Origin of the sequence: Microcoleus vaginatus PCC 9802, from assembly GCA_022701275.1 — a bacterium.
GTDB classification, from domain to species: Bacteria; Cyanobacteriota; Cyanobacteriia; order Cyanobacteriales; family Microcoleaceae; genus Microcoleus; species Microcoleus vaginatus_A.
In genome coordinates this window covers 921,458-940,235 of sequence record CP031740.1, presented here as the reverse complement: position 1 = coordinate 940,235, position 18,778 = coordinate 921,458, and the positions used below count along the sequence as shown (strand labels likewise).

Annotated in this window: 14 protein-coding genes and 1 pseudogene; 9 read left to right on the top strand and 6 right to left on the bottom strand. The window is 44.8% G+C overall.

The annotated features are described in order from the left end of the window. Nucleotides 1-124: 124 nt before the first annotated feature. The 5 genes from hflB (at nucleotide 125) to D0A34_03960 (ending at nucleotide 8,273) form a co-directional block, all read left to right on the top strand. Nucleotides 125-2,011: an ATP-dependent zinc metalloprotease FtsH gene (hflB, locus tag D0A34_03980; GenBank protein ID UNU18134.1), complete on the top strand. Its 1,887-nt coding sequence runs from the start codon at nucleotides 125-127 to the stop codon at nucleotides 2,009-2,011. A gap of 136 nt (nucleotides 2,012-2,147) precedes the next feature. Next, entirely contained in the window at nucleotides 2,148-2,558 is a 411-nt protein-coding gene (locus D0A34_03975) for a hypothetical protein (GenBank protein UNU18133.1), read from the top strand. A gap of 138 nt (nucleotides 2,559-2,696) precedes the next feature. After that, nucleotides 2,697-3,986, top strand: coding sequence for a Xaa-Pro aminopeptidase (locus D0A34_03970; GenBank protein UNU18132.1), 1,290 nt, complete (start codon nucleotides 2,697-2,699; stop codon nucleotides 3,984-3,986). 123 nt (nucleotides 3,987-4,109) lie between these two features. Then, the gene (locus D0A34_03965; GenBank protein UNU18131.1) at nucleotides 4,110-7,037 is read left to right on the top strand and encodes a PAS domain S-box protein; all 2,928 of its coding nucleotides are present in this window, start codon (nucleotides 4,110-4,112) and stop codon (nucleotides 7,035-7,037) included. Nucleotides 7,038-7,043: 6 nt separating this feature from the next. Next, complete coding sequence (locus tag D0A34_03960; GenBank protein ID UNU18130.1) at nucleotides 7,044-8,273, top strand: hybrid sensor histidine kinase/response regulator; 1,230 nt, start codon at nucleotides 7,044-7,046, stop codon at nucleotides 8,271-8,273. 15 nt (nucleotides 8,274-8,288) lie between these two features. Here the strand turns inward: D0A34_03960 and D0A34_03955 are convergent, their stop codons facing one another. The 4 genes from D0A34_03955 to D0A34_03940 all read right to left on the bottom strand — a co-directional run bounded on the left by D0A34_03955 (nucleotide 8,289) and on the right by D0A34_03940 (nucleotide 13,611). Next, nucleotides 8,289-8,870, bottom strand: coding sequence for an HAD family hydrolase (locus D0A34_03955; protein UNU18129.1), 582 nt, complete (start codon nucleotides 8,868-8,870; stop codon nucleotides 8,289-8,291). An 85-nt stretch (nucleotides 8,871-8,955) separates the two neighbouring features. After that, on the bottom strand, nucleotides 8,956-10,080 hold the full coding sequence (locus D0A34_03950; GenBank protein ID UNU18128.1) for an ATP-binding protein: 1,125 nt from the start codon (nucleotides 10,078-10,080) through the stop codon (nucleotides 8,956-8,958). Beyond that, nucleotides 10,077-12,236 (bottom strand): WD40 repeat domain-containing protein, encoded by a 2,160-nt coding sequence (locus D0A34_03945; GenBank protein UNU18127.1) that lies wholly within the window; start codon nucleotides 12,234-12,236, stop codon nucleotides 10,077-10,079. Before D0A34_03945 ends, D0A34_03950 begins: the two co-directional genes overlap by 4 nt. A gap of 1 nt (nucleotide 12,237) precedes the next feature. Continuing rightward, complete coding sequence (locus tag D0A34_03940; GenBank protein UNU18126.1) at nucleotides 12,238-13,611, bottom strand: XRE family transcriptional regulator; 1,374 nt, start codon at nucleotides 13,609-13,611, stop codon at nucleotides 12,238-12,240. Between the two features lie 489 nt (nucleotides 13,612-14,100). Between D0A34_03940 and D0A34_03935 the strand changes: the two are divergent. Beyond that, a pseudogene (locus D0A34_03935) lies at nucleotides 14,101-14,388 on the top strand (hypothetical protein). Nucleotides 14,389-14,565: 177 nt separating this feature from the next. Here the strand turns inward: D0A34_03935 and D0A34_03930 are convergent. Beyond that, nucleotides 14,566-15,531, bottom strand: a complete 966-nt coding sequence (locus D0A34_03930; protein UNU18125.1) for a lipopolysaccharide heptosyltransferase family protein — start codon at nucleotides 15,529-15,531, stop codon at nucleotides 14,566-14,568. Nucleotides 15,532-15,697: 166 nt separating this feature from the next. Between D0A34_03930 and D0A34_03925 the strand changes: the two genes are divergently transcribed. Continuing rightward, on the top strand, nucleotides 15,698-16,384 hold the full coding sequence (locus tag D0A34_03925; protein UNU18124.1) for a 2-C-methyl-D-erythritol 4-phosphate cytidylyltransferase: 687 nt from the start codon (nucleotides 15,698-15,700) through the stop codon (nucleotides 16,382-16,384). An 85-nt stretch (nucleotides 16,385-16,469) separates the two neighbouring features. Beyond that, nucleotides 16,470-16,799 carry a hypothetical protein gene (locus D0A34_03920; protein ID UNU18123.1) on the top strand — a complete coding sequence of 110 codons (330 nt, stop codon included), beginning with the start codon at nucleotides 16,470-16,472 and terminating at the stop codon, nucleotides 16,797-16,799. Nucleotides 16,800-17,193: 394 nt separating this feature from the next. Here the strand turns inward: D0A34_03920 and D0A34_03915 are convergent, their stop codons facing one another. Further along, the gene (locus D0A34_03915; protein ID UNU18122.1) at nucleotides 17,194-17,994 is read right to left on the bottom strand and encodes an acyl esterase; all 801 of its coding nucleotides are present in this window, start codon (nucleotides 17,992-17,994) and stop codon (nucleotides 17,194-17,196) included. A 332-nt stretch (nucleotides 17,995-18,326) separates the two neighbouring features. On the opposite strand from D0A34_03915, the gene D0A34_03910 reads away from it, so the two are divergent. After that, nucleotides 18,327-18,695 carry a hypothetical protein gene (locus D0A34_03910; protein UNU18121.1) on the top strand — a complete coding sequence of 123 codons (369 nt, stop codon included), beginning with the start codon at nucleotides 18,327-18,329 and terminating at the stop codon, nucleotides 18,693-18,695. Nucleotides 18,696-18,778 lie beyond the last annotated feature (83 nt).

Sequence of the window (18,778 nt, the reverse complement as noted above, 5' to 3'; positions counted from 1 at the left end):
CTCTGTTGCCTGAGAGTGCATTGTTAAGTTAAATTTAGTTAAGATTCTGAGTGTAAACATTTGTCGCACTTCTCCGACATCGCGATCTTACCCGATCTGTCCCCAATTCAAGGCATCCGCATTTATGAAAATTTCTTGGCGAACTATACTACTTTGGACTTTACCCGCCTTAGTCATCGGCTTTTTCTTGTGGCAGGGGGCCTTTGCCCCATCCCCCGCAGAAATGAGCAAGAACACCGCCAGCACCCGCCTGAGCTACGGTCGATTCTTAGATTACTTAAACGCCGGTCGAGTGACCAGCGTTGACCTTTACGACGGAGGTCGGACGGCTATTGTCCTAGCAGTCGATCCCGAACTGGACAATCACGAGCAGCGGTGGCGGGTTGACTTGCCCTCAAATGCCCCGGAACTGGTTTCTAGGCTCAGAGACTCCAAAATCAGCTTCGACACTCACCCACTACGCAATGACGGTGCTGTCTGGGGACTTTTAGGCAATCTAGTATTTCCCCTCTTGTTAGTAGGAGGCCTGTTTTTCCTCTTCCGCCGCGGTGGCAACGTTCCCGGCGGCCCGGGCCAAGCCATGAATTTTGGCAAATCCAAAGCTCGCTTTCAAATGGAAGCTAAAACAGGCGTACTGTTCGACGACGTAGCAGGCGTTGAGGAAGCCAAAGAAGAACTACAAGAAGTAGTGACATTCCTCAAAAAACCCGAACGCTTCACCGCAGTCGGGGCGAAGATTCCCAAAGGCGTGCTGCTAGTTGGCCCTCCCGGAACCGGTAAAACCTTGCTGGCAAAAGCGATCGCAGGCGAAGCCGGCGTGCCTTTCTTCAGCATCTCCGGTTCGGAATTTGTCGAAATGTTCGTCGGTGTCGGCGCTTCCCGCGTTCGGGACTTGTTCAAGAAAGCTAAAGAAAATGCTCCTTGCATCATCTTCATCGATGAAATCGATGCAGTCGGTCGCCAGCGCGGCGCCGGTATCGGCGGCGGTAACGACGAACGGGAACAAACCCTGAACCAGTTGCTGACCGAAATGGACGGTTTTGAGGGCAATACTGGCATTATCATCATTGCTGCCACCAACCGCCCCGACGTGCTCGATTCAGCGCTGCTGCGTCCAGGACGTTTTGACCGCCAAGTTAGCGTAGATACGCCGGATATCAAAGGCCGCTTGGAAATTTTGGAAGTTCACGCGCGCAACAAGAAGCTGTCTGCGGAGATTTCTTTGGACGCCATCGCCCGCCGCACTCCTGGTTTTACCGGCGCTGATTTGGCTAACTTGCTCAACGAAGCGGCTATTTTAACCGCCCGCCGCCGCAAAGAAGCGATTACGATGCTCGAAGTTGACGATGCAGTCGATCGCGTGGTAGCAGGTATGGAAGGCACTCCTTTGGTGGACAGCAAGAGCAAGCGCTTGATTGCTTACCACGAAATCGGCCACGCGATCGTCGGTACAATCATTCAAGCCCACGATCCAGTTCAAAAAGTTACCTTAGTTCCTCGCGGACAGGCCCGCGGCTTGACTTGGTTCATGCCCAGCGAAGACCAAGGTTTGATTTCTCGATCGCAAATTTTAGCCCGGATTAGCGGTGCTTTAGGTGGCCGCGCAGCCGAAGAAGTAGTTTTCGGCGATGCCGAAGTAACCACCGGTGCCGGCAACGACTTGCAGCAAGTCAGCGGCATGGCGCGGCAAATGGTGACTCGCTATGGGATGTCTACCTTGGGCCCGATCGCCCTGGAAGCTCAACAAAGCGAAATTTTCCTCGGCCGCGACTACACAGCGCGATCGGAATATTCCGAAGAAATAGCCTCTCGGATTGACGGACAAGTTCGATCGATTGTCGATCATTGCTACGACGACGCCCGCCGAATTATTCGCGAAAATCGCACCGTGATTGATCGCTTAGTCGATTTGTTGATCGAAAAAGAAACCATCGACGGCGAAGAGTTGCGCCTCATCGTCTCTGAATACACTTTTGTTCCTGAAAAAGAACAATACGTTCCTCAGCTTTAAGACTTGTTTAAAAATTAGGGACACGGCCTTGCTGTGTCTTTAAAAAGTAGGGACGCAACACTATTTCCACGTCCCTACTTTTTTATTATTAAACTGTCAATAATATTAAACCGCCCCTAAACGCCAATTAACGCAGATGAATACTACATTGGCCCTAGATACTAAGAATTCGTCATTTTTTTTTATAGCAACTTTGATTTTTGTTTCCATCAATACTTTGAGCGCCCGCGCTGAAAAATTAAGATGTTTTGTAGATATTTGCATCGACCCCAGCAGCGTTGAATTAAGTAAATCCGATATTCCCGGTGCTCCCTCTTATCCCGTCAGAATTATTCTAGGAACTCAACAGTTTAGTAACGAGAAATTGTTGGCGCAAATGGAAGTTAACTGCCAGCAGCGACAGTTTAGAACTGTCAGAGTTAGCGAAGATGGCGAAAATTGGTCGAATTTCGATCCGAGATGGACTTTAGTCGATCACAACTCATCTTTGTCTCGGCTGGTTGACTATACTTGTAAATTGGCGATCGCAGAACAAGAGAATAAATAAGTAGACCAAGAAAAAAAACAGATCACCTATATCTTCAACCCTGGGCTTGCGGGTGCAAGTCTGACAAGCAGCGCTTGAAACCGCCGAATGTTAATATTAAATTCAATCTAAAATCTAAAATCTAAAATCTAAAATCGGATGACAAACCCCACCGAATATCGGCAAAGACGCGAACAGTTAATGGCAAAAATTGGCAGCGGGACGGCGATATTTCGCAGCGCCCCCGCTGCCGTCATGCACAACGATGTAGAATACGCATACAGACAAGATAGCGATTTTTTCTACTTGACCGGTTTCAACGAAGCTGCGGCGGTAGCAGTGCTCGCGCCACACCACGAAGAACACAAATTTGTTTTGTTTGTGCAGCCAAAAGACTTAGAAAAAGAAACTTGGCATGGTTATCGCGCCGGAGTAGAAGGGGCTAAAGAACTTTACGGTGCCGATGAAGCTTTCCCCATTGCGGAACTTGCGGAAAAACTGCCGAAATATTTAGAAAAAGCCGATCGCATATACTATCACTTCGGGCGCGATCGTAGTTTCGACCAAACAGTCCTCAATCACTGGCAGCGCTTGATGGCAACCTACCCGAAACGCGGTACAGGCCCCACAGCAATCGAAGATTCCAACATCATTTTACACCCGATGCGGCTGGTGAAAAGCGAAACTGAATTAGCATTAATGCGAAAAGCGGCTAATATTTCAGTTGCAGCGCACAACCGCGCCCAAGAATTCGCCAAACCGGGCAGGTACGAATATGAAATTCAAGCTGAAATAGAACATACTTTTGGCTTAAATGGCTGCACTCCGGCTTACCCTTCAATTGTTGCATCCGGTTACAATTCCTGCGTCCTCCACTACATCGAAAACAACCGGCAAATGCAGGAAAACGATTTATTGCTAATAGATGCCGGTTGTGCTTGCGGGTACTACAACGCCGATATTACTCGCACCTTTCCTGTTAGCGGCAAATTTACAGCCGAACAACAGATAATTTATGACTTAGTGTTGCAAGCACAATTGCAGGCAATTAGTCAAATATATCCAGGAAATCCTTACAGCAAAATTCACGAAACGGCAGTGTGCGTTTTGGTGGAAGGTTTAATGGATTTAAAACTTTTGGTGGGGGACATTGAAGAGATAATTAAAGAAGAGAAATACAAGCCATTTTATATGCACCGCACTGGTCATTGGCTGGGACTGGATGTGCACGATGTCGGCGTTTATCAGTACGGCGAAAATCCGCAAGTTTTGCAGGCCGGACAAGTGCTGACGGTGGAACCGGGGATTTATATTTCTCCTTATATTAAACCGGTTGAAGGACAGCCGGAGGTTCCTGAAAAATGGCGCGGTATTGGCGTGAGAATTGAAGATGATGTTTTGGTGACATTTGACAGCCATGAAGTCTTGACGGCGGGAGTTCCTAAATGAAGGAAGGAGGCTTTCGGCCCAAGTCTAGAAAGATGGACTAATTAAGTTGGCAGTGTAGGCTTGAGCTTTGTTAGTATTGAGTTGAAACAGCTCAAGTCCGCAACTGCAAAACCTAGAGCAATTATGTGTATTGATCTTACAGGGATCGATCGACCTCTCGAAACCTGCGAAGCATTAGTAGCAGAGCAAAAAACAAAAATTCGGCAACTTGAAGAGGATTTGCAGCAGCAGAGAGAATTGTGCCAGAAATTAGAAGCACAACTCAAAGCAGTCGAGAATGCTGGTTTTTCGGGTTCCGTAACTGAATTGGATAGCACCGAGGACGATCGCCTTCGGTTAATCGCATCTCTGGAAAAAAGCCAGGAAATGTACCGAATTCTCATCAAACATTATCCAAATGGCTCGGTGTTGTTGTTCGATCGCGATTTGCGCTATACTCTGGTTGACGGTCAAGGTTTGGCAGCAGTTGGTTTGTCTAAAGAACTGTTGGAAGGCAAAACCTTGTGGGAAGTATCCCCACCTGAAGATTGGCAACTTTTTGAGACTAAATATCGTGCCGCTTTGGCGGGAAAAGAGAATACTTTTGAATATAAATACGGAAATCGCGTTTATTCAATAACAGTTGCTCCCGTCGAAAATGACCGGGAAGAAATTTTTGCAGGAATGCTCGTTACTCAAGATATTACCGAAAAAAAACAGGCAGAAATAGCGCTGGAAGAAATCAAAAATCAGCTAGAAATTAAATATCAAAAGCGCACTGAAGACTTGAAAACAGCAAACGATCAATTGCAGAAAGAAATTCTCTCTCGCTGGCGCGCCGAAAAAGCTCTGCGGGAAAGCCAGGAACAGCTAGAATTGTTTTTCTCTCAATCTTTAGATGGTTTTTTCTTTATGATGCTGGACGAACCAGTGCACTGGGACGATACAGTTGACAAAGAAAAAGTCTTGGATTACATATTTGCTAACGGGCGGGTAACGAAAGCAAATGATGCTTTGATAGCTCAATATGCAGGTACTAGGGAAGAGTTTATTGGTCGGACGCTTTACTCTTTCTTGTCGCACGACTTGACTGGTAGCAGAGAGATAATCAGGCAATTTTTTGAGGCTGGCAGAATTCACATCGAAAATGAGAATCGCAAGTTTGACGGGGTTCCAGTTTGGGTGGAAGGCGACTATATTTGCATTTACGATTCCCACGGCAGAATCCTCGGGTATTTTGGCGTGCAGCGCGATATTAGCGATCGCAAAAAAGCAGAAGCAACCCTCAGAGATAGCGAAGAACGCTTTCGGGCAACCGTTGAACAAGCGGCAGTCGGCATTACCCACCCTGACGAAACAGGCCGCTATTTGCGAGTCAATCAAAAATTCTGCGAGATAGTGGGATATACTGCGAGCGAACTGCTGTTGCGAACTTGGATGGACGTTACTTACCCAGAAGATATAGATGCAGATTTAAAACAAAACAAGAAATTATTTGCCGGGGAAATTGACAGTTTTAAAATGGAAAAACGCTTGCTGCACAAAGACGGCCATGTAGTTTGGGTAAATATTACAGTATCGCTAATCAAAGAACCGCTGAGTGGGGCAATTTATAATGTAGTAGTGACAGAAGATATTAGCGATCGCAAAAAAACCGAAGCAGCGCTGAAAGAAAGCGAAGAAAGGTTCCGACAGCTAGCAGAAAACATTGAAAGCGTGTTTTGGATGGTAAACGTTCAACCCCAGGAAATTATTTATATCAGTCCGGGTTACGAAAAAATTTGGGGCAGAAGCTGCGCTGATTTGTATGCTAACGGGCGCTTTTTTGCAGATTCCCTCCATCCAGAAGATCGCGAGCGGGTTATTGCTAATTTAACTAGAAAAATTGAGTATGAAGGTGAGATAGAATATCGAATTGTCAGGCCAGACGGCAAAACCTGCTGGATTCGTGATCGGGCTTTTCCGATTAAAAATCAATCTGGTAAAGTTTACCGGATCGTGGGCCTTGCAGTAGATATTACCGCACGCAAACAGGCAGAAAAAAACATCCGCGAAAGTGAAGAACGCTTCCGCCAACTAGCAGAAAATATCCAAGATTCCGTCTGGCTAATGTCTGCGGATCTCACCGATTTATTGTATCTGAGTCCCGCTTACGAACAAATCTGGGGGCGCAGTCGCGAAGAACTCTATGCTGATCCCTTAAAAATGATGGAGTGGGTGCATCCAGAAGATAAACTCCTGTTGGAAGAGGGAATGGGGCGAGTGTTGCAGGGCGAGTTTACCAATACCGAATATCGGATTTTTCTGCCAGACGGCACAATTCGCTGGGTGTGCGATCGAGCTTTTCCCATTTACGACGAATCGGGCCAAATTTACCGCATCGCGGGTATTTGCGAAAATATCAGCGATCGCAAATTTACCGAGGCCCGCATCCAAGCAGCACTCCGCGAAAAAGAAGTATTGCTCAAAGAAATTCACCACCGAGTCAAAAATAATATGCAGATAATTTCTAGCCTGCTGCAACTTCAAGCTCAATACATTGAAGACGAACCGACGCTAGCTTTATTTGAAGAAAGCCAGACCCGCATCCATTCAATGGCTCTGATTCACGAGCAACTTTATCAATCCGAAAATCTCGATCAGATCGCCCTGTCCCCCTACGTCGAAAATTTGGTGGCTAATCTGTATCAATCTTTTGGTTGTGGCAACACTTCCATCCAATTTAACCTCAAAGTTGACCCCATTTATTTAAACATAGAAACAGCAATTCCGTGTGGCTTAATTATTAACGAACTGGTTTCTAACTCTTTAAAATATGCCTTTGTCTCAAGTTTAGAGGGTGAAATAGCAATTAATTTCCATGAAATAAATTTCCACCAATTTCATTTAACTATTCAAGATAACGGTCGCGGATTTCCGGCGGATTTTGACGTGGAAAATACTGAAACATTAGGATTGCGATTAGTGAGAATGTTGGCTTACCAATTAGAGGCGAGTATTGCCATTGACAGTCAGCGTGGAACCTGCTACAATCTGATTTTCCAAGAGTTAAATTATCGGCAGCGTATTTAACGAAAAATGAACCCTATACAAATTTTAGTTGTAGAAGACGAAGTTATTGTAGCCCAAGACATAGCAGGTCGATTAAAAAAACTGGGATATGTAGTAACAGCTACAGTTTCTTCAGGAGAAGAAGCAATTCAAAAAGCTATAGAAAAGCCGCCAGATTTAGTATTGATGGACATCGTGCTTAAAGGTGACATGGACGGCGTAACAGCGGCAGAAAAAATCAGAACCCATAGGAATGTGCCGACTGTATTTCTAACAGCTTATGCCGATGATAAAACGCTGCAAAGAGCGAAACTTACAGATCCATTCGGTTATATTATCAAACCCTTTCAACAAAATGATTTGCGGGTGGCGATCGAGATTGCCATGCACAGACACGAAATCGAAACCAAGATGCGAGAATCTCTCAAAGCCGCGGAAGCAGCCAGAGAGTCGGTGGAAGAAAAATCGCACCGCCAAAACCAGTATATTTCAATGGCCGCTCACGAATTGCGGAACCCGCTCAACGCGATTTTAATTTCTGCGGAACTTCTGGATCTCGATCGAACTCGCAGCAGTGACGAATCCCAAGTTAGAACCCTGCGGCTGGTGCACTCAGCTACCCAGAAGATGAACCAGCTAATCGACGATATGCTGTTCATGGGTCGAGCAGAATCAGGCCAACTCAAATGCAATCCATTACCGATAAATTTAGTCGAATTTTGTCAAGACTTGCTCGCTCAATTGCAGTTAGGAAATGAAGCCAAGCACAAACTAACATTAATCCCGTCAGATGTTACCAGCGCGATGTTAGATCAACAATTGCTGCACGGCATCATTTCTAACTTAATCGTCAACGCCATCAAATATTCTCCCAACGGCGGGCAAGTCACCTTGGAATTGGAATGCCGTCGAGCAAGCGAAGGAGACAAAGAAGCTATTTTCGGCTTGTGTCCTCAGTGTTTGTTTCCCAATTCCCAATTTACAAATATTAACTCCCCTTTACTAATTCTGCGTATCCGAGACGAAGGTATGGGTATCCCAGAAACTGAAGTAGGGAAAATATTTGAAATGTTTTACCGCTGCAAAAATACGGTAAAGATTAAAGGTAACGGTTTGGGATTAACAATTGTTAAAAAAGCTGTGGAATTGCAAGGAGGGGCGATCGCCTGCGAAAGCAAAATGGGCATCGGTACAACCTTCACAGTCGCGCTTCCTTACGTAGCACTTTCCTGTAAGACTCAACGGCAAACAACTTAAATACCACTACAAACACTAATCAAAGTGTTGCAAAATCCACTCCACCGCTGCGGCTAAATTTGCTGCAATAAAATCCGGTTTAGTATGGTGCTGATACTCCCCACTCAACACACTTTCTCCGTAACCAGTCTGCACCAAAATACCAGTACAGCCTGCATTGTGAGCCATATCAACATCAGTCGCTTTATCCCCGACCATAAAACTATTTCGCAAATCTAAATCCTGTTCCCAAGCCGCCGCTACCAACATCCCTGTATTTGGTTTTCGCCACGTTGTATATCGCGTGAATTCTGGGTTGGTTCCGCCTTCGGCTGCGCTTAAATAAGGACAGTAATAAAGAGCATCTAACTTGGCTCCTGCTTCCTTTTCTAATAACTGACACAGGCGTTTGTGCAAAGCTTCTACGTGGCTAACCGGATAATAACCCCTCGCCGGGCCGGATTGATTGGAAACCAAACAGCAAAATATTTGTTTGTCATTTAAACGGCGTACAGCTTGGGCTACGCCGGGGATTAAATGCAAATCTTCTACTTTGTGGATGTAGCCCGCTTCGATATTGAGAACGCCATCTCTGTCAAGAAATACTGCTCGTTTCATTGTTGTATTGTTTTTTATATAATATAAAACTCGGTGGCATACGATTATTTGGGGGTAGGGACACGGCACTTGCGTGTCCTCATCCTTATTCTAAAATAGATTGTTTTCCCAGCCATTCGCGGAAACTATTATGATACAAACTATAGCAAATTTCTCCTCCAATTTCTTGTTTATTTAAGAACTCGATCCAATTGTCTAACACTTTTTCAACATCGTATTCATCCTCATCAATTATATTGGATATCGCACTTACAGATAAACTTGCTGTTGATTGTACCAAAACATTCAGCACAGACAACTCGATCGCTAATAAAGCATCACCTCTCATCCGCAGCCAGTGGTTTTGATAATACGCTGCTAAACCGGGAGGAAGTTCAGAGACAAGTGAGGACTCCCCCAGATTAGCATCGGGGTGTGAATTCTCGTTAATGGCAGGTAACATCTGACTCAGATACATAAAATTGTTTTCGCTGAGAGTTGCGAGTTGTTGGGCGAATTCGGGTGCAGTTAAATCTGGTGCGGTTGATAGGTATTGCTGAATGTAGTTCAGGGCATCCTCCCGATTTTGGGCGGGATAATCTCTTAAATCGAGGGTTTGAGAGGGCGTTTCAATTAACAAACCGGATTTCTCTCTCAAAAACGGGCGGCGGGCGAGGATAAAATAAGTACGATCGCCCAAATATCTCGGCAGATAAAACAGATTTGAGCTGGGAGGCTGACTCGTGCGGGCGATCGCGTCTACAGAATCAATGACTATTATCAACTTTTGGCGATCGTTTAATTTATCGCTAATTTGCTGAAGCAACAAAGACAGAAACCAACTCCCATCATCGGATTCGAGATTTTGAAGTTGAGATTTTAGCTTGAGGATTTCGGATGTTTCCCCATTGGCGGCAAGGTATTTGTCAATCAGTTGAGTGCAGACAGAAGCGAGAAAATCTTCAGCTCGATTTTTGCCCTCAACTGCAGCGTTGTAATAGATACTGCGAGGATGGGCCCTGACATATTGGGCGAGGATGGAACTTTTGCCGCAGCCGGGTGTGCCGACTATTGTGAAATAACCGCGGCTGTGGGAGTCCAGAAAGTTGGACATGGCAGAAAAAACAAACTTGCGCCCTGCAAAATTCTCGGTTTTTTCTCGCAGGAGTTGCTGAAATTCTTTTGGGTAAGAATCGGTAGAGATGGGAGTTGAGAGAGGTGATGAATTCATGTTAGTTCCTCCATCCCTTCTAGCTGCAGGAAATATACGCGCCCGGATTTGTCGCCGGCCACAATTGTCACTCCATCGGCTGCCACATCGCAACAGGCTATCGGGCTTTCACCCGTGAAACTAGCAATGACATTTCCACTCGACAAATCCCAGACTTTGAGAGTATTGTCATCTGAACCATAAATTACCCTCTTGCCATCAGCAGTGACGGCTACTCTACGTACCGAGTCGCTGTGCTCTTTGAAAGTAAACTGTTCCTCTCCAATTGTTAAATCCCAGACTTTGATTGTGTTGTCCAATGAACTAAAAATCACCCGCTTGCCATCCGCAGTGGCGACTACTGCTGATGGCAAGCTGCTGTGACCTGTGAAAGTAAACTGTTCCTTTCGAGTTGTTAAATCCAAGACTTTGATGGTCTTGTCTCGTGAGTAAAAAATCGCCTGCTTACCATTAGCAGTGCCGAATACTGTATTATATCCCGACCATAAGGCCAAGGACTCTGAAACTATGAAGGAGGATACATAAAATTTAAATCTATGGCATAATCCCTCTACCCAATTTCTGTAAAAGTGAAGATATTGAATAGTAAATAGTTCCTTTTGAGTTGTTAAATTCCAAACTTTGATGGTGTTGTCATCCGAAGCAGAAATGGCCCGGTTGCCCTCAGAAGTGATGGCTACTGCTTTTACACAACGGCTGTGACCTTCGAGAGAAAACAGTTCTTTTCCAGTTGTTAAATCCCAGATTTTAAGGGTATTATCATCCGCAGCAGAAATTGCTCGCTTGCCATCAGCAGTGACGGCTACTGCGTTTACCGATTTGCTGTGATCTTTGTGAAGAAACACTTCTTCTCTAGTGGTTAAATCCCAGACTTTAAGGGTGTTGTCATCCGAAGCAGAAATTGCTCGCTTGCCATCAGCAGTGACGACTACTGCTTTTACATAACGGCTGTGACCTTCGAGAGAAAACAGTTCTTGTTCAGTTGTGAAATCCCAGATTTTAAGGGTATTATCATCCGCAACAAAAATCGCCCGCTTGCCATCAGCAGTGACAGCTACTCTATTTCTTACCAAACCGCCGTGACCTTTGAGAGAAAACAGTTCTTTTCCAGTTGTTAAATCCCAGAATTTAGGGGGGTTATAATCCTGATCATAAGTTACCACATCAGAAGTTACCACTTCAAAGTCACCATTGAGGTAGATGTCATTTTTGAGTTTGACCAAAACTATTTCGTCAGATGAACGAGAAATCGCCTGCTTTCCATCAGCAGTGACGGCTACTACATTTACCGATCGCCTGTGACCAGTAAGAGTAAACTTTTCCTTTCGAGTTGTTAAATCCCAAACTTTGAGGGTTTCGTCATCTGAACCGGAAATTACGATTTTGCCATCAGCAGTGACGGCTACTGCATTTACCGAGTTGCTGTGACCAGTAAGAGTAAACTGTTCCTCTCCAGTTGTTAAATCCCAAACTTTGAGGGTGTTGTCATCTGAACCGGAAATTACGATTTTGCCATCAGCAGTGACGGCTACTGCATTTACCGAGTTGCTGTGACCAGTAAGAGTAAACTGTTCCTCTCCAGTTGTTAAATCCCAAACTTTGAGGGTGTTGTCATCTGAACAAGAAATCGCCCGCTTGCCATCAGCAGTGACGGCTACTGCATTTACCGAGTTGGTGTGACCTTTAAGTGTGCGAATCAGTCCCCTGCCAGGGGGAGTGAAACAGGGTGTCAAAGGACGAAACCAAGGTGTTGCTTTGCACTGCTTTGCTACCTCCAACATTGCCTGAATTTGTGGTGTTGTCGAGTGTACCAAGCGCCCCCACAATTGCTCCGCCAGTTGGGTTTTATCTCGCTCCAAAATATCGGCTGACATCCACAGTAAAGCTTGAATCAAGTTCAGGGCTTTCGCTTTTTGTGGATCGTACTCTGGGTGAGTTAATGCTTCTGAATCGTCAACCAAATCGAAATCATCAATAAGTGCCTGCACCCCAAACTCAGGATGCTGAATCTTTGCCATCAGAAAGTTAAAATCAGTCAGCCTTTGATAATACTTTTCTAACTTTCCTAGCTTTACCAAATTTTGCAGTGAGTAGCCCAGATAAGCAGTTTGAAATGCAGGAGTTTTCGAGACTAATTTGTCGGCAGATTCCTCCATGTCACGCCATCTCCCTTTCAAAGTATTCAAAAATCCGCTGATTCACGTCTTGAAATAGCTTCCGTTTTGAATCCATCTTCCGTTTAGCTTTCAGAAAGTCAAGGAAACTAGCATGATAGATGCTGTAGCAGATTTCTCCATCTACATTCGGCTGTTTCAAATACTCCACCCACTCATCTAAAACCGCTTCTACGTCGCATTTATCTTCCTTAGCAATTCCAGCAATCATCTCGCAGTCAATCGGCGTGCCAATCTCTAACAAAATATACAAGACAATCTCCATCAATTGCCCAGGCTTATCTTCCAGCCCCATCCGCACCCAGTGGTTTTGATAATACTCTTGCAGGCCGTCTGGCAATTGCTTTAAACTTAAGTCATTGTAATCGCCCTTAGCAATTGCTGGCAAAACATAGCGCAAATACATAAAATTATTTTCGCTTTTATTTGCCAATTGTTCTACAAAACTTGCATCGAAAATGCCCCGCTCTTGAATCCACTTTCTCAGTCCATCCTTATAGTCAGACTCGGCATTTAGAACAAATAGAATATACTCTTTGATATCATCTTGATTAAAATTGACATACTGGTCATCTCTCAAATCTAATTCTTTGACCGCAACTCCCGGAGATACAGACAGTCGCTTTTTACCGAGGTGATAAGGTCGCCTAGTCAGCAGGAAATAAACGTTATCTGGCAGAGTTGTCGGTAAATGTAAAAGATTTTCTCCCGGTTCTTGTTCGACTTCATCCAGTGCATCAACTGCAATTACCAAACGTTCGCCAGCAGGGAGTTTTCCCGCCACCTTTGCCAGTAACGTCGGTAAATCCGCATCTGCTGAATTTTGCAATTCATAGCGGTGAATTAATTGCTGGCGAATGCTCTTCAAAAACAATTCTGGTCTGTTGCGGCCTTCGACGAGAATATTGAAATAGCAGGGATATTTATGTTCGGAGACGTATTTGGCAACAATGGAACTTTTGCCCATTCCCGCATCCCCGATAATTGTAAAATAACCGCAAAGATTTTCCTTGATAAAGTCCTGAAAAGCCTTAAAAACAAATTGGCGGCCGCAAAAGGTTTTAATTTTTTCTGCTATAAGTGATTCAAACTCTGGCGGCAGCGAATTGTCGGCATTCCAATCTTTTGGGTCAACAATATCTGTGGCTTCTATTCCTAATGCTTTAGCTATGTTGGTAACTTGCCATCTTTCTACACCATTAGGACATGGTTTTGTACCGAGTAAGCGCTTAATTGTGTCCTCGGAAATATTAGTTTTATCAGCTAGTTTTTTTATCGTCAATCCAGCTTCTTGGTATGATTCTCTGAGCTTACTTTTTCCAGTTGCACTCGATTGAACTTTATCGCATTCGCGCATAGTAGGTTTTTAGGTATGGTTGTTAGTTTTTCAGTTAATTCGATAATTCGATAATCCGACAGTCCGACAGTCTCACAGTCCGACAGTCCGACAGTCCGACAGTCCGACAGGGAATGAATTCCCTGTCTCATAGCGAAAGTCCTCTTAAGAGGACTAAAAATTAGTATTTTAGTCGGTTTTAACCGACTTTTGCTATTAGCCAGGGAATTCATTCCCTGGCGGGTTTCAGGGGAATGAAACAGCATTGGGGCTAGCGGGAGCGAGATTTCATGATTATTCATCCGTAACTCCGATCGCACTCACATTCTATATTTAATTACTTCTGTCTGTCTAGGGCAGATAGGTTTTAATCTCCTGCCCTATCTGCCCCAAAAATTAGGGCATATCGCAAATTAAAACTCGCCCTATCTGCCCTAGACTCTCGCTGTTTGCTTCGGTAGAGTAATTGTAGAAACAAAAACTTATCAGTATTTAGGAAAGGAAACAGTTATGAATTTTAACTTATTCGGAAACTCGCAACCTGATGAAGATTATAGCGACATTGCAGAAGAAATACTGGAAGAATTGCTGCGACAAGTTCGCCAAAGCTACAATGTCGCCCTTACCGTCATCGGTACATCGGCAATTCTTGCTTTCGTAGGTGTGGGACTTGTTTATGCTAATAAAGTTCAGGAAGGTGCTGTCACTACTGCCGCCGGAGGAGTAACAACTGTTGCGGCCACTCGGTTTGCCAACCAAAAGAAGAAGGAATTACAGCAGATGATGGAGCTTGTTGAAAAACGAAGAGCGAAAGAGGAATTACGGAAAATGATTCCTCGTCCCCAGGCTATGCCTCCTGTGAAGCCCCGATAAGCGAGGCAGAGCCTCTAGATATGGGTTCCCAGGCAGAGCCTGGGAACCAGCTAAATTGTAGGGACACGGCAGTGCCGTGTCCTGACTTAGATATCCTAGCTCTTAGCCGCCCCAAACCTTCTTTAAAACCTCTTGAGGAGAGATGTCTGCCATTTTGCCAGTAGGAGATTTAATGCCCAAAAATCGATCGCTCTTTGGCAACAATTTCGCCGGTTCAGTCGGGCCAAACAAAGCTATTGTATAAGTTTGAACCGCCACAGCTAAGTGCATCGGCGCACTGTCAGTACATATCATCAAATTAGCAGCAGCAATAGTGGCAGCCAACTTACCGACATCATCCGGCGAGATAACTTTTACATTTGGACATAACTCGACTAACTTTGTTACGAATTCTGCATCTTCTGGGCCTTTCACAACAACAACGGGCAAATTCGGCTGCCGCTGCTGACAATCTTCAATTATTTGCTTCCAGTTGTCTGTAGGGTAAATTTTGTCAATACCTTTAGACACAGCTAATTGACTCGAACCGCCGTGAATTAGAATGTAACCGCTTTCTTTTACGCCCAACCGCTGCTGTTCGGCTTCCGCCCACTGAATGTCCTGTTTAGGTACATTAATTGCCAGTGGCGGACAAGGATTTGTAATGTTGAATCCTTGCAGCAAATCGTGGTACATTGAAGCCGCGTACTGTTCAGTTTTCAGGGGTATCGCAGCGGTGAGAAATCGAGCGCCGTTGGTTCCCGAATAGCCAACTCTCTGCGGAATGCCGGTCAGCCACAGCAGCAGCCCCACAGTCCACCGCTGGCCGAGGGAAATAACTGCTTCGTATTCGCGATCGCGAATTACGCCCAGTAAATTGCCCAAATCTGCCATAGCGTTGCGGTCTTTGAAATTGTACGTCAAGACTTCTTTGACGGATTTGCAGACTCGGTAAGCGCCCTTTGCCCTCGGTTCCACGATGACATCAATTTGCGCCTCTGGATAAGACTGCTTGAGGTCATCGAGGGTGGGGAAAAATAAAATTTGGTCGCCAATCCCGCCTGGGACAAGTGCTAGTATTCGCATCATAAACGATCGGCTATTATCTATCGAGGTAGCTCTCAGCGATCGGTTTTCAGATATCAGCTTATAGTATTTTTAGAGTTTAAAAGCTACTGGCTGACAGCTAAACAACTGACCCAAAAGTACAGGACGCTCTTAATATATACCTAGTTGGGTGAAGAAGGGTTAGTTAATGCACTTATTAATTCCTGCGGCGGGTTCGGGGCGACGGATGGGGAGTCAGCGGAACAAACTGCTGCTGACTTTGCTGGGAAAACCTTTGCTGAGTTGGACTTTGGCTGCGGCTGAAGCTTCGCAGCACATTAGCTGGATTGGCATCATGGGCCAGCCAGACGATTTTCCTGATTTTAAAGCAATTCTGAGCGATTTATCTTTGGTTAAACCCGTGGAACTGATTCAAGGTGGCGCCACCAGGCAAGAGTCAGTTTACAACGGTTTGCAGGCTTTGCCGCCGAATGCCGATCGAGTGTTGATTCACGACGGCGCGAGGTGTTTGGCAACTGCTGAATTGTTCGATCGATCTGCCGAGGCTCTCTTGAGCTGTCCGGGCTTGATTGTCGCCGTTCCGGTCAAGGATACGATTAAGGTCGTAGATGAGCGTCGGATCGTGCGAGACACCCCAGACAGAAGCAATTTGTGGGCGGCCCAGACTCCCCAAGGATTTGAAGTGAAATTGTTAAAGCAGTGTCACGAAGAAGGGCGACAAAAAGGTTGGGAAGTTACAGACGATGCGGCTTTGTTTGAAAAATGCGGTTTACCAGTGCAAATTGTGGAGGGAGAAGAGACGAATTTGAAAGTCACAACGCCCGTAGATTTAGCGCTAGCGGAATTTATTTTGCGGCAAAGATACGGGGAATAATTTTGAATTGTGTAAAGGGGAATGCGACTCAGCTATGTTGTCGTCATTAGGATAAAGTCTGTAATACAAGTGGAGCAGGAAAGGAATGCAATATATGGGTAAATGGCGGATGACAGAGATGGAACTGTGGGATAGTGATTACTTGGACATGGAGGTTGAAGCGTATATCGAGATTGAGCCTACGGGTTCAGGAGAATTTCAATTCGGTTTAGTATCAGGTCAAATTGACGGCGAAGTCGTAAAAGAGGGAAAGGATCAGCGATTTGAGTTTACAGGGGACGGTAATGATGAGAACGATCCTGCATCTGGTAGCGGTTGGCTCAAATTAAGGGATAAAAATTCGGTAGATGGTCGAGTCAAATTCCACCAAGGCGATAGTTCTAGTCTTGTGGCTAAGCGCATTAGTAGTAAATAAGCGACGCACTTAATGCTTTAAAAGTGACTTTTTGAGCGATTTACTTACTTGTTCCCAGGAAGATCCTGGTAACGCAGATCCGAAGGCTCTGCCTCCAATTTTCCTCTCGCGAGGCAGAGGCTCTAGACATGGGTTCTCAGGCTATTCCTGGGAACCAGTTAAAATTTCTTTGTTAGAAATCTCCTTATATCCTCAGACCCTCTGGCAAGGTGTTGCTGATCAAGTCTGAATCCTACTAGAAACCGAGCTGAACCATGCTTATTCGAGTGTGGACAAATGTTATAGGTAGACCTTTTTCCATCAAAGATGAGGATTTAGCCACTACCTATAGCGTGATTTTAGGTTTTGTCCAAACTCCAAATGCTTCAGCGGTGTAGTGAACAGGAGAAACTTGTCACCATCCAAACCTCTCGTAGACATCCTCAAACCATTTGAGGATACGTGGATGATTGAAAATACTATTGAGCATGGCATTACCCGAAAGATAGAACGATGTGCAGGTTGTTCGGAAAAACCTTCCCGAAAACAACTGTTGATATTTCCCAATAATGCGACTTCTAGAGTTGATAAAATCTTGACTTATTTTTCCTGGTGACAAGTGATGAATATGGAAATCCACCACATATGCAGAATATCCACGCATTGCAGCCATAAAACATAAATCAAACCCATATAAATGAAATCCATCCAGATCCCTAGATGCCCCCAAATTAGCATCTTTGCGTACTAGGATAAAGTTCTCATCCAGTGATTGAACCTTTACGGGAAACCCCCCAGTGTTATTATCGCCATGGGGGTCTTTAAGCCTGAGTGAGAGACATCCGAGGGATTTTCCCCCTGCATTTCCTAACAGTGCCCACTTCGGATCAAGTTTATTCAATTCAGCAATACACTTTTCCAAGTGGGCAAGGTTGTGATTGACCAATACAATATCCTGATGGCAAATGATGATATACCGACCTTTTGCCATGCTCAGAAACTCGTTAATTCCAGAATAGGCATCGGCTGCATTTGTGATGCTATTATCGATATACAAATACTCAGTAATATCGGGATCAAAACCCCCTTTGGCAAAGGACTCTAACATTTGCTGATATAGATCTTTATCAGTTAATAAGGTGCAAATTGAATACCTTGGCAAAACCGTTTCCTTTACCACGGTTCTAAGATCCGTTGCCTTAATATGATGATGCATTTTTACAAGACACCTTGTAGTTGAAAACAGCAAAATTCAGATATGCACCGCAAGAGACTATTTGCCAAAGAGTAGATGCTCCCTCACCTTGTTGAGAGAAGATCCCAGACTAGCTCCCTTTAAGCAGGAGATTTTAGGGAAGCCTAGCTTATATTATATCATAAAAAATCGGTATTAGATTGGACTTTGGACAAATGAAATTGCTCAGCTACCCAAATAGCTGAGTCCAAAAGCAAGTCATCAAGCTCAAGTCAGCAATTTTTACTCGTTCCCAGGCTCTGCCCATTGGTGACAACTTAAGCTGAAGTTCCCCGAAGCGGAGAACTTCAGGCTTGCCTCCAGCTCGATGGTGTAAGGTAATCTGGTCTGGAAGGTGTGAAAGAGAAGCAACATGGGAAAACGACGTACAATCAATCCAGATCATATTCCCGATCGGAATTTACCAGCTCGCCTCAACTGAAGTGATATTACGGGATGTAGCTGATGCGGTTGCTGATGAATTAGAACTCTCTACTGAGCAGATTTCTTTAAAAATGTTGTTTCGCGGATTCTATCACTTTAACCATGCCTATTCTTGTGGCAAGGCGTCCGATCATATTGCCTATCTTACTGCCAGGGAGAACCAGGATTTGAGGAGTGTCAAATATGAGCATAAATCCAGGATCAGACAGCAGTTAAATCGGTCTGCCTATCCCACTTGACATTGGTGACAAATTAGGAAGTTGTCACCAGTGGGCTCTGCCTGGGAACCAGTTAAAGAACAAATAACAATAACCAATAACCA

What these genes read in the sequence shown, in the direction of transcription:
- D0A34_03950 (UNU18128.1), bottom strand. Translation starts at nt 10,080, where the DNA reads ATGAATTCATCACCTCTCTCAACTCCCATCTCTACCGATTCTTACCCA.
- D0A34_03915 (UNU18122.1), bottom strand. Translation starts at nt 17,994, where the DNA reads ATGCATCATCATATTAAGGCAACGGATCTTAGAACCGTGGTAAAGGAA.
- D0A34_03955 (UNU18129.1), bottom strand. Translation starts at nt 8,870, where the DNA reads ATGAAACGAGCAGTATTTCTTGACAGAGATGGCGTTCTCAATATCGAA.
- D0A34_03940 (UNU18126.1), bottom strand. Translation starts at nt 13,611, where the DNA reads ATGCGCGAATGCGATAAAGTTCAATCGAGTGCAACTGGAAAAAGTAAG.
- D0A34_03970 (UNU18132.1), top strand. Translation starts at nt 2,697, where the DNA reads ATGACAAACCCCACCGAATATCGGCAAAGACGCGAACAGTTAATGGCA.
- D0A34_03965 (UNU18131.1), top strand. Translation starts at nt 4,110, where the DNA reads ATGTGTATTGATCTTACAGGGATCGATCGACCTCTCGAAACCTGCGAA.
- D0A34_03960 (UNU18130.1), top strand. Translation starts at nt 7,044, where the DNA reads ATGAACCCTATACAAATTTTAGTTGTAGAAGACGAAGTTATTGTAGCC.
- D0A34_03945 (UNU18127.1), bottom strand. Translation starts at nt 12,236, where the DNA reads ATGGAGGAATCTGCCGACAAATTAGTCTCGAAAACTCCTGCATTTCAA.
- hflB (UNU18134.1), top strand. Translation starts at nt 125, where the DNA reads ATGAAAATTTCTTGGCGAACTATACTACTTTGGACTTTACCCGCCTTA.
- D0A34_03925 (UNU18124.1), top strand. Translation starts at nt 15,698, where the DNA reads ATGCACTTATTAATTCCTGCGGCGGGTTCGGGGCGACGGATGGGGAGT.
- D0A34_03975 (UNU18133.1), top strand. Translation starts at nt 2,148, where the DNA reads ATGAATACTACATTGGCCCTAGATACTAAGAATTCGTCATTTTTTTTT.
- D0A34_03930 (UNU18125.1), bottom strand. Translation starts at nt 15,531, where the DNA reads ATGATGCGAATACTAGCACTTGTCCCAGGCGGGATTGGCGACCAAATT.
- D0A34_03920 (UNU18123.1), top strand. Translation starts at nt 16,470, where the DNA reads ATGCAATATATGGGTAAATGGCGGATGACAGAGATGGAACTGTGGGAT.